9 protein-coding genes are annotated in these 10,978 nt (G+C 57.9%); 2 read left to right on the top strand and 7 right to left on the bottom strand.

Translation table 11 applies throughout. From position 1 onward, the window contains the following. Positions 1 to 75: 75 nt before the first annotated feature. From WMP97_RS09130 to WMP97_RS09110, 5 genes are all read right to left on the bottom strand, one after another. Entirely contained in the window at positions 76 to 483 is a 408-nt protein-coding gene (locus WMP97_RS09130) for a hypothetical protein (RefSeq protein WP_340440350.1), read from the bottom strand. Between the two features lie 66 nt (positions 484 to 549). Beyond that, positions 550 to 876: a hypothetical protein gene (locus WMP97_RS09125; RefSeq protein ID WP_340440349.1), complete on the bottom strand. Its 327-nt coding sequence runs from the start codon at positions 874 to 876 to the stop codon at positions 550 to 552. After that, on the bottom strand, positions 867 to 2,021 hold the full coding sequence (locus WMP97_RS09120) for a TRAFAC clade GTPase domain-containing protein (RefSeq protein ID WP_340440348.1): 1,155 nt from the start codon (positions 2,019 to 2,021) through the stop codon (positions 867 to 869). The genes WMP97_RS09125 and WMP97_RS09120 overlap by 10 nt, the downstream gene beginning before the upstream one ends. A gap of 98 nt (positions 2,022 to 2,119) precedes the next feature. Next, on the bottom strand, positions 2,120 to 2,674 hold the full coding sequence (locus WMP97_RS09115; RefSeq protein WP_301733025.1) for an LppP/LprE family lipoprotein: 555 nt from the start codon (positions 2,672 to 2,674) through the stop codon (positions 2,120 to 2,122). 268 nt (positions 2,675 to 2,942) lie between these two features. Then, the gene (locus WMP97_RS09110; RefSeq protein WP_340440347.1) at positions 2,943 to 3,929 is read right to left on the bottom strand and encodes a hypothetical protein; all 987 of its coding nucleotides are present in this window, start codon (positions 3,927 to 3,929) and stop codon (positions 2,943 to 2,945) included. A 326-nt stretch (positions 3,930 to 4,255) separates the two neighbouring features. On the opposite strand from WMP97_RS09110, the gene WMP97_RS09105 reads away from it, so the two are divergent. Together WMP97_RS09105 and WMP97_RS09100 are read left to right on the top strand one after the other, a co-directional pair. Beyond that, positions 4,256 to 5,284 (top strand): hypothetical protein, encoded by a 1,029-nt coding sequence (locus WMP97_RS09105; protein ID WP_301733023.1) that lies wholly within the window; start codon positions 4,256 to 4,258, stop codon positions 5,282 to 5,284. 23 nt (positions 5,285 to 5,307) lie between these two features. Continuing rightward, positions 5,308 to 5,898, top strand: a complete 591-nt coding sequence (locus WMP97_RS09100) for a nucleosidase (protein WP_239206764.1) — start codon at positions 5,308 to 5,310, stop codon at positions 5,896 to 5,898. Between the two features lie 46 nt (positions 5,899 to 5,944). On the opposite strand, the gene WMP97_RS09095 is transcribed toward WMP97_RS09100, so the two are convergent. Next, positions 5,945 to 7,318 (bottom strand): AI-2E family transporter, encoded by a 1,374-nt coding sequence (locus tag WMP97_RS09095; protein WP_301716267.1) that lies wholly within the window; start codon positions 7,316 to 7,318, stop codon positions 5,945 to 5,947. 107 nt (positions 7,319 to 7,425) lie between these two features. Next, positions 7,426 to 10,869, bottom strand: coding sequence for a bifunctional proline dehydrogenase/L-glutamate gamma-semialdehyde dehydrogenase (locus WMP97_RS09090; RefSeq protein ID WP_340440345.1), 3,444 nt, complete (start codon positions 10,867 to 10,869; stop codon positions 7,426 to 7,428). Positions 10,870 to 10,978: the final 109 nt, after the last annotated feature.

Genomic DNA, 10,978 nt, shown 5'->3' with positions numbered 1-10,978 from the left:
TGCTCCTAGTTCCCCGCGAAAGCCTAGAACGCGGCCACTTCTTGGCTGCCGCGCCCCCCGCTAGGCTTTTGGTACTTATGGGAAGAATACTTCTCCCACAGCGGGGCCGAGCTCTGAGAAAAATTCTGGAGTGTTGCCGGCGACCTTTCCCTGCCATTGGATTTTGTCGTCTTTGTTGTAGTGCAATGCGCTGGCCAGCGTATCTCCGGCTAATCGGTCCAACCAGCCTCCTATAGCGGTTTCTTCTTCCGATATGGCGAAACCAGGTCCCGGAAGAACTGTCATTTCCAATCCCACGTACGCAATCCCTTTCGGAGCCGAGACCGTGAAAATTGCGTAGGCGAGTCCTGCAGTTCTCCACACCGCCCGAAGCTCTACTGCAGCCGGAGAAAGCCCATTGTCTCCTGCGTAGTATCGCTTTAGCAGGCAATTCATCTTCTCCGCGAATTCTGTTGAATTCCAGCCATCAGTCATCTTCATCATTCTTCTGGGGATAAGGTCTTGATATTCACGGCGGTGATTAACTGTTGAAAGAGCCCAGATTCTTTTCTAGTTTTCTGCATTCCAGAGCTTGCTGTATTCGTCCGCAATCAAGGGCCACATAAAAGAGCATGCTTCGTCGTAAGAGCGGGCATCGGTAATGGCGTGGCCGATGATAACTAGGTCGTGGTAAATCAAGCGGCCTGACTCATCGTGGCGTTCCTCTGGATCTGGAAACCTTAAAGCCAAGTGTCCATTGCAGCGCTCAAACACGTGGCGGGAGTTTTCAAAGCCCGAAAATGCCTCAAGATATGGCGGCAATGGGTCCTTATAGCCGCCATCGAGTAAGAACTTATGGCCCCAGTGTTTGCCTCGAGTAGCCCAGATTATTTCCATCGCGGCGACCTTTCGAGAATGTCGTTGTCGATGCTCTCGCGCAATTTCATGACGAAATCTGTAAGCAATAATTCCTTAAATGCATGCTTTTCCACCGCATCCTTTCGGGCTTCAGCAATTACCGGAATGGCCGCAGACATGAGGGGATCAACTAGACCAGTGATTCCTTGAGCCTTCGCTAGGAAATTGAATGGCATCTTATTTACTTTGCCAAGCATCGCGAGAGCCGTTTGGGCTATGCCCAGCCCCCTCTTCACCATCTTTTCGTCCGCTAAGCCAGCCGGGAGAAGGCGCAATACATTCCACCGCTGGTAGCGCTGGATGGGCAAAATCGTAGATAGCGGAAGCAAGGCGTCGACGCCTTTGTGCTTTTCTAAATCAATAGTGCCGTTCTTGAACTCTGCTGAAGAGATGACGATGTAGTCCTCTCCGACGGATAGAGCCTCGTTGCCGTTGACGAAATCTGCCAGAACTTTGCGCAGCGCGTTCAGTTCATCTGCGGCATGAAGAACGACGAGTTCATGGAGCCTGTGCGCATCCAACTCCGGCATGAGGTCGGCTTTAGAAAGCGCGATAACCCAGATGCGGGGAAACTGCTCCAGCCGTTCATTGTCAGCAATGATGTCGGATTTAATGCCCAGCAGTGTGTTCCGGAAGGTGCCGAATAGTGACTTGAGGTAGCGCTCTTCGTCGCCTTCGTGGTCGAGCAGCTTTTGTGCGTCAACCAAAACCAGAGCGACATCTGATTGGATCAGCTGGCGGAAAGTATGAGCCCGATCATTTCTTTCGCTTTCAGAGCTGACCTCTGACTCGAACCATTCGCCTGGATAGTCATGCCAAGTAATGCCAATGTGCGAAGTCTTCTTCTTCGCGTCCAAGGGCTGTGACTCTGGGACGAATTTAAAACCGAATGGAGAGGAAACAAACTTATCCTGCATCGGAGCTTGGGCTTGCTCCTTCATTCCCAAGTATTTTTGGAGCAGTTTATTTCCGCGCGCAGAATCGTCCGCTAGGAATCTGTACCCGTTCTTATGGATAGTCGACGGCTCGTGGAGGCGGCCAAAGAGTGAGGAAAGAAGGACTGTCTTTCCGCTTCCAGCCTGACCAAAAACTGCGATGTGCTGGTGAATTTGTTGTTTGCTCATAGTGCGAAAATACATCAGCTGAAAACATCATGCCTGACGCCTGCGAGAAATTCTTCAGAGGCCAAGGGGCGGGTAAAAGCGGTGGATTGATTACGCCTTTAGCTGCCTACAGATGTTGGCGGTACGTCGCCGGACATGATGACCTTTTGCTGGCCTTCATCCCAGCGGAAGCCAGCGTCAGTCGTACCGGAGCGGTTCGCGTTGCCTTCGCCTTCGCGCGGCCAGTGGTAGGTTACCGCGATCTCGGAGTCACTCACGCGCTCAATAGTGGGGGCGAATCCATAGGGCTTTGCCGTTGCGGTGCCTAAATATTCGCCATGGTTAAACAACATAATGTGGAAGGGCGAAGAACTAGTTCCTCCCTCAATCATCAGCGTTTCCCACGATAGAGATGCACAGGGATCGTAGCCTGAGGAATCGAAAAGCTCCCATCCGATGGTGCCCCACGGAGCTACTTGGGATACGCCCTCGGAGAAAGCAGCTTGGGCATCTGCCGCGCCACACGACGAAGTGGTGCCGGCTTCCGGGCTCGGCTGCTCGTCATCCATCATCACGTTCGGTGGCACCGGCCGAGTAGGTTCTTCTTCCGTCGCAGCAGAGTCAGTGGGCGATTCTTCCGGCTTGGCATCGCTACTTTCTTCCGTAACGGACATTGGCGCTGACTCAACCGAAAACTCCTGTGCGGTTGTATCCGACGTTTCGTCATCGCAGGAAGCCAAGGAGAAACTAATAAGGGCGGCGCTCGCTGCAATGCTTATACGGCTTATTCGGCCTAGGTGGGCAGATGATTTAGGCATAAGATATTGCTTTCAAATTGAGGCGGTAGATGAAAAGTCAAAGGGATGCACGCTGCGTTGTAGCGGGTGTAGGGAGACAACGCAGCAGAAGGGGAGTGACAGGGAATCGAACGCGGAATCGGGGTTAGCAGGGGTCAGAGAAATCCGCGTCATTATTGAGGGAACGGGCATTACCGCCATACTTGGCCTTGAGCTCGCAAACCTTTTCCACGCTGTGGCCGGCTTCGTAGACAATGGCATAGACGGTGCCGCCTTCGACATGGCTGCGCAGGGAGCTACATGCGGAGCCGGGAATAATCTTGGAGCCTGGGTATTTTTTGTGCACTCGGTAGGGCTCAGAAATCGGGTCAGTCGCTGGCGGGATGATGACTGATTCCGCGATGAGTACGTAGCTGCCATCGCATTCGCCGTACCAATAATCTTCTGGTGGAAATTCTTCCTCGGCAGTAATGGGCCTGTCGCGAACCTTGGGAGTTGGAGTTGATTGAGAGTCACAGAGTTGGAGCTGGTTGGTCAGCTCCTTCGGGGCGCCAGCCGTGTCCAACTTGCCCTTGTCGTAGCACTGATTGACGGAGTCTCCAGTCGTATTGTCAGACCGGTACAACTTCCACTCATTATCGGTCCAGTAAAAGAGTCCGTAATTGGAAGACTGCTTTTGTGCCAGGTACAACCAGGTTCCGTCACAGAAAAGCTGAAGCGTGCCGATAGGGGAATCCATTAGGTCATCGGCTAGCGTTCCACACTTCTCCTCTGTGGAAGGTCCAGTGCTAGCGCTCTTAGCCTGTGTAGAGGCAGCTTTCTTTTCAGGAGTGGATTCTTCTTCAGAAGCCGCTCCTTCGGTAGTTTCCTCGCTGCTGTTTTCTTGAGAATGAAAATTCGGTTCAGCGCTGCTCGAACCATCAGAATCCTTGTTTCCCGTTAGCGCCCAGGCGCCACCGCCAATAAGCGCAATGATGGCGAGAGCGGAAACGACAATAATGGCGGTGCGCGTGCCTTTGCCTGAAGATTCAGTGCTTGTTCCTGTGCCGGGGTCCTGCATAGTGGAGGCAGGCCCGTTCGAATCTGAAAGTGGGGTTGAGTCTGGTGGACCCCAAGAATTCTTGTCGTTCAAAGGTAAAGCTCCTTTGTGCGCTGTCCAGAAAGAGAAATGCGAAAGAAAGAGAATGATTAAGAATCATTCCGCGTCATACTATAGGCATAAGAGTTGCAAAGATTCTCTCGAATGGGACTATGAAAGGGGTATTTGCAACGTGCCACTTTTCTATTATGTAACTCGTAGGGATTAAGTACGTCATAATCTGCCTGACCGAAAAACCAACAGCGACCAAGCCGAGAAGTCCCAAAACCTCCTAGAAGGGCTTCATCTGATGCCTGCTTTCCGAGACAAGACCCCAATGAAGGACACCGGGGAGGCCAATGTCCGGCTTAATCCCAAGCATGACCAAAAATTATTTCCCCAATGAGGGGGAGAAAGGAGCCCTCGTGGGGCTGGACCGCAATCTCAACGCCGCGGAATTGCACGCAACTCGCAACCGGGTGAGTGTGTCCCCGGATCTCATCCGTCGCTTGGGTGGTGCCCTAGGCTATGACGCTATCGAGGCCTTCGGCTCCGAAGCACAGTCGGAATTGAACCAGGTCTTTGATTTGGGAGACATCATCGATCTGATGCTGCTTAGCCAACTGCCGGATATGGAGGTCGCGCCGGGAGTGGAGCAGAAGGTGGAGGGGGACGTCGCCAAGCAGCTGCTGCGGCGCATCAGTGCTGGTGATTACTTGACGCGCCAACAGGTGCATGACCGCCTGCCACGGGCGACGGTGATGCTCTACCGCATGGGGCATCCGCGGCTGTGGGCTTTTGCCGCGCGCCAGCGCCTGCCCCAGGACGCGCACAAGGCAATTCCGGGGTCCTTTCACCGCGATATCACCGGGCCGTATACGACGCCGGAAGAGGCATGGCTGGGCATGTACGTGGCAGATGCTACGCGCCTGGGTGAGCTAAATACGCAGGTAGAAGATGCGGGGCTAGACGAGGACAGACAACAGCGCCTGCGGCTGGGTATGAGCCTGGCTGATACCTACCGGCAAGTTTGGAGCTCCGCGCGCGGTCATTGGCGCGTCAGCCCCCAGACGCGCTATATCGTGCCTTCGCGCTTTGGCTATTGCCCCTTTGTTTTCCGTGTGGCCGAGGGTGGGTGGCGCCGCGATTCCTTCGATGGGAGCCACGATCGCTTTATGGCCACTGAAGGCTATTGGATTGATGTGGAGCGCGAGCGGCTCATTCACCTTGGCGCGCCTGATCCGCACGACGCCTGGCTACCCACGGCACAGGTGGCCGCCGAAGCCCCCACGGAGGCCGACCTGGCGGTCGCGCGCGTGCTCAGCGGGAAAATTATCGCACTCGGTGCTGGCCAGAAGAATATTACGATTCGCCTGCGCCAGAAGAACCGCACGTTGAACTTCGATTAGGGAGGGCAGGTATTCTCGCAGGCATGGAGAATCTCAACGGACGTACCCTTTTCGTCGCCGCTGTCGATGCGGAGGCCGCGCACATTCCGAAGGGCGAGCCCCTGCTCATTACTGGAATCGGCACGGTTCCAGCGGCCATTGCCTTAACGGAGGCTCTTGCCGACGCCCGCGCTAACGGTGCCCTTCCCGAGCGCGTGGTCAATATCGGCACGGCCGGCGCGCTTGTCGACGGCATGGCTGGTGTCTTCGAAGTAGGCAAGGTCACCAAACACGACTTCAAGCTCGAGGTGCTCACCGATATTAATCGCTACCTGCTGCCAGAGGTCATAGAGCTGGAGACCTCCGGCCGCTTGCCGGTTCGTGGGCTGGCCACGGGCGATATGTTTGTCTCCGATACCGCCCTGCGCACTGAGCTGGCCAAAAAATCCCAGCTCTGCGACATGGAAGGCTATTCCATTGCCGCAGTATGCCAGCGCTTCGACGTGCCCTGCACCCTGCTCAAGCAGGTATCTGACTCTGCGAATGAGGAGTCTAAGGGTACGTGGGCCAACGTCCTCGACCGAGGCGCGCGCCAGCTCGCCTCGGCCGCTACGGACCTAGGCTTTCTGCGCTAAATACTAAAGCGCGCCGGCGGAGGGCCGGCGCGCTTGCGGCTGAGTCTTAGCTCAGCGGGCTCATGGACTGGTAGAGCTGCTCTACCTTATCGCGTGGAGTCTCGTCGTGTTCGTAGGTGACGTCGCTGAAGTCTTCAGGATCATCCTTGGAGCCGGTGATGATGTCTATATCTGAAGGATCGACTTCCCCGGAGCGCAGTGCAGCCATTTCGGCGTGGTAGCGCACGACAACCGCGATGGTTGCGGCCACGGGGACGGCGAGGAAGGCACCGACGATGCCTGCCAGGGTAGAGCCGACGGTGACGGAGAGTAGGACAACGGCCGCGTGCAGTCCCATGGCCTTGGATTGCAGCAGTGGTTGTAGGAGATTTCCCTCAACCTGCTGGACGATGATGATAAGGGCCAAGGCCAATAGTGCATTGGTCAGGCCATTGGATACCAAGGCGATAATAACTGCCAAAGCACCGGCGGTGACAGCACCGATGATAGGTATGAAGCTGGCGAAGAAAGTCACCACCGCGATGACGAGTGCTAGCGGAACTTGCAGAGCCCATAGGCCAAGGCCGATGAGAACTGCGTCCACCATGGCCACCGCGGCCTGCGCCTGGATAAAGCCGGACAGAGTCTTCCAGATGCGCGCGCCGAGCTCGGTAACGTGCCAGCCGGTGGAGTTGCCGGTGTATTTGCGCAGCCAAGGCAGGAACTTGTCGCCGTCTTTGATGATGAAGAAGGTGACAAATAGCATAATCAGTGCGGCCACAACGATGGAGCTGGCCATGGAAAAGCCGGAGATAACGCCGGTGGCGATGGTGGAGGCTTGGCCCTTGGCAAACTTGACCACGTCTTGGAGTACGGATTGCAGCTGGTCACTTTGGATATCGATGGGGGATTTTTCCACCATGTCCGTCAGCTGGTTAATGCCATCTTCGGCTTGGTTAATGAGCGTCTGGCTCTGGCTGGTGACAACCGGGGCCATGGCGGCAAAGACGCCGCAGAAGATGATGATGAGGCCGAGCAAAGTGCTCACAGCCGCGAGTGAGCGCGGGAATCCCTTGCCGCGCAGCCAGGCGCTGACTGGATAAAGCACCGTGGAGACAAGGATGGCAAGCAGGACAGGGAGCAGGCCTACCCAAATGAACTTGAGCAAATAGCCCGCCAGGGCCAGGCCGGCGACGATGAGTATAAAGACCACCGAGACCTTGGCCATGGTGCGGAAGTCCTTGGCCAGGATGGCAGACTTATCATCGCACTCGGCGGGGTGCTCGCTGGCGGCTTCTGCACCGAGATGCGCATCATCATAAGCGACTAGGGTATGCGAATCTTCCTCGCCTGGCTTCTGAATCTGCGTTGCGGTGCCTTTTTCCTGCGCAGACGGGCGCTGGGCCTCGTCGCGGGAAGATGAATTATGTGACGTAGACATTGCCTACCACTATGCCACATAAAACGCGCAGCGCATATATGAAAAAGGAGGTAGCGGCCCACGGGTGGGACGCTACCTCCAGGGAGTGCCTTTAATGCGGCGGGAGATTACTCCTCGCGCAGGTTACCCACGTTGCGGATGATGCCGAAGCGGTGCATGGTTACCGAGACTGCCTGCTCAAGGAGGTAAGGAATGAGCTCACGACGGCCGTCGGCAAGCACCGGCTGGTCCAGCACCACGGAGTTGGAGCGCACTGCGGCCTCGTAGATGGAATCCGGCACGGTGCCCAAGGCGCGCACGCGGGAGGAGGGGTCATTGGCCACGTCGGTGGCAAAAGCCTCGTCGGTAATGGCCTTGACATCGAAACCGAGGTCCTGCAGCTGGGTGGCAACCTCCGGGGTGGCGGAGATTTCCGTTGCGGTACCGGTGATGGCGGCGGCCAGCACCTGGCGAGCAACCTCGCGCAGCGCATAGCCCTCGCCCACACGCACGCGCAGTTTGGTCAGCAGCGGACGGTAGCGGAAGATATTGGCCTCAGAGACCAACCCGGTGCGGTCGTGATTGCGGCCGAACTCTTCCTGCCAAGCCAGCTGGTCCAGCTCTGCGGCGCGCCACAGCCAGGTGATGTCGTCCTCGGTGAGCTTGCCCGAGAGGTTATCGCGCAGGCGGTGCAGCGCGGCGAGGCTAGCTGGAGCGATATCCACGTTGCGCGGCTTGAGCTCGCCATCGGCCCACTCACCCATTTGTGCCACGTAGTTCGGGCCGCCGGCCTTAGCACCCGGGCCCATGACGGACTTCTTCCAACCGCCGAAGGACTGGCGCTGCACAATCGCACCGGTAATGCCGCGGTTGACGTAGGCGTTGCCCACCTCAACGTTGTCGATCCAGTACTCAATCTCGGCGTCGTCAAGCGAGTGGATGCCACCGGTCAAGCCGTAGCCGGTGTCGTTTTGCCAGGCAATAGCCTCTTCCAAAGTATCGGCATACATGATGCCGAGGATGGGGCCGAAGCACTCGTTCTTGTGGTACCAGGAGCCCGGCTGCACATTATCGCGAATGCCTGGGGACCACAGGGTGCCTTCCTGGTTGAGCTTTTCCGGCTTGAGTAGCCACTTCTCACCCGGTTCGAGCTGGGTGAGGCCGCGCAGGAGCTTCTCGCTCGGTTCCTCGGCCAAGCCGTTCATGGTCGTGGTGATATCAAAGCCCGGGCCCGGCTTCAGGGTCTTAACGGCATCCAATAGCTGGGTGCGCAGACGCTCGGACTTGCCGGCCGCGCCGACGAAGATAACCAGGGAGGCCGCCGAGCACTTCTGTCCGGAGTGGCCGAAAGCGGAGTTATAGAGGTCATCGATGGCCAAGTCGGGGTCTGCCGCTGGGGTGATGATGAGCGCGTTCTTGCCGGAAGTCTCTGCCATGATGTTCATCTTGGGCTTCCAGGAACGGAAGAGCGCACCGGTATCGGACGCACCGGTGAGGATGACATTGTCTACATCATCGTGGGAGAGCAGCGCCTTGCCGGCCTCGGCTTCATCAGTAAGCACCAGCTGCACCAGATCCGGATCGAGGCCCTGCGCCTCGAGGGCGGTGCGGAAGGCTTCCACCACGAGCTTGCCACAGTGAACCACCTGCGGGGCTGGCTTGACGATGACCGCCGAGCCGGCCGCCAAGGATGCCGCAATGCCGCCGGTGGGAATGGCGATGGGGAAGTTCCATGGCGGAGTTACCACGGTGACGGTGTGCGGGGTGAACTGGGAGTAAGACTCCTCCAGCAGGCGCGCGGACTGGCCGTAGTAGGTGCAGAAATCAATCGCCTCAGAGACCTCAGGGTCGGTCTGAGTAACGGTCTTATTGGCCTCATATGCGGCCACGGAGATGAACTTGCCGCGCTGGGAAGCAATCTCGTCCGCGACTGCCTCGAGGGCCGCGGCGCGCTCGGCGGCAGGACGCTTACCCCACTCGGTGCCGAGCTCCTTGGCGCGGGCGATGTGGCTTTCTACCGCGGCTGGGTCGGTGACCTCTGCGATGCCGTGTTCGCCCGGGTTGCGCTTGAGCGCTTCCTGTGCCCACTGGCGGTTCGGGGCAAGAGCCGGGTCAGTATCGGCCTCGTTGGTAAAGCGGCCGGTGCGCGGTGCCTGGCGGCCATCCTCCTCGAGGCGGTTCTGGGTGCGGCGGGCGCCAGCGAAGGTGTCCCAGCGCTTGGCGACGGCCCGACGGAACGTCTCTTCCTGGTCCGCAAGCGGCTCCTCGCCTGGGGCAAAGAGTGCGTAGAGGAAGTTCTGCGGTGCGGAGTTCTCTTCCAAGCGGCGTACCAGGTAGGACACGGCGACATCGAAGTCTTCTGCGTGGACAACCGGGGTATAGAGGATCTGGCGGCCGTCAAAGACCTTGCGCACCGCTGCCTGCTGCGCTGGGGACATGCCCTGCAGCATCTCCGAATCCATCATGTGCAGCACGCCGCGCTTCTTGCCCAGCTCATAGGCCATAGCTGCGGTGTAGAGGTTGTGGGTTGCTACACCGATGCGGACGCTATCGGCGTACTCTTCGCGCAGGATGAAATCCAGTAGGCGGTAGTAGTTGGCGTCTACGTCGAGCTTGTTGGTGTAGGTAGCCAGCGGCCAATCGTGGACCTCGCCCTGCACGGTTTCCATGGATAGGTTCGCGCCCTTTACAATGCGCACCTTGACCTTGCCGCCTCCCTTGGCCACGCGCTCCTTGGCAAAGTCAGCGACATCCTTGAGCGCATCGAAGGTATCTGGCAGGTAAGCCTGCAGCACGATGCCGGCATCCAGGGTGAGGAACTCCGGCTCGCTGAGCAGCTCCTTGAACAGGCGGATGGTCAGGTGGAGGTCGTGGTACTCCTCCATGTCCATGTTGATAAAGACCTTGTCGGTACGGTCCGCCGCAGCCTGGTACAGCGGACGCAGGCGCTCCTTGAGGCGCTCTACCGAGCCATCGATATCCCAGTGATTGAGCTGGGCCACCATGGAGGAAGCCTTGACCGAAACGTAGGTTACGCGTGGGTTCTGGATGAGCTTGAGGGTGCGCTGCGCGCGGGACTTAGCCTCTTCCTCACCGAGCACGGCCTCACCCAGCAGGTTGAGGTTGAGCTGTTCGCCGGATTCGGCGGCCTTGTCCAGAATCTTGTTGAGTGCATCAGACTCGGCGTCCAGAACGAGGTGGCCAACCATCTTGCGCATGTACAGGCGGGCCACCGGCATGACCAGGTTGGGCAGGATTGGGCCGAAGAAGCCACCGGCACCAACGAGCGCACCATTGATGCTGCCCAGGAACGACGGGTCATAGTGGGAGGAAATATCCTTCAGCGCGTGTGCGGCAACCTTGTCATCTTCTGGGCGCATGACGCGGTCGACGAAGTCCATGGTGAACTTCACGCCGTCGTCATCGCGCAGCAGGTCCGCGAGCTGTTCGGTGGCCTTATCTTCTTCGTCCGCAGTGGACTTCAACCAGTCGTGGGCGCGGCTAATCGCTGCGGGCAGGACTGCTTCCACATCATCAGAGATGGGCAAGCGGGTATTTGCAGGAGAAGTCATATGGGTTCTACCTCTTTTTCAAACGGGTCACATCCTAGACACAACTTTTCACTCGGGAGTGAAGGTAGATGTATCTGCGCCGGTCTGGAATTGCTGGGCGATACGGCGT

Origin of the sequence: Corynebacterium sp. KPL4072 (assembly GCF_037908395.1) — a bacterium.
Classification (GTDB): domain Bacteria; phylum Actinomycetota; class Actinomycetes; order Mycobacteriales; family Mycobacteriaceae; genus Corynebacterium; species Corynebacterium kefirresidentii.
Note: the sequence above shows the minus strand (reverse complement) of the source record. Positions and strands in the feature narration are given on the sequence as shown.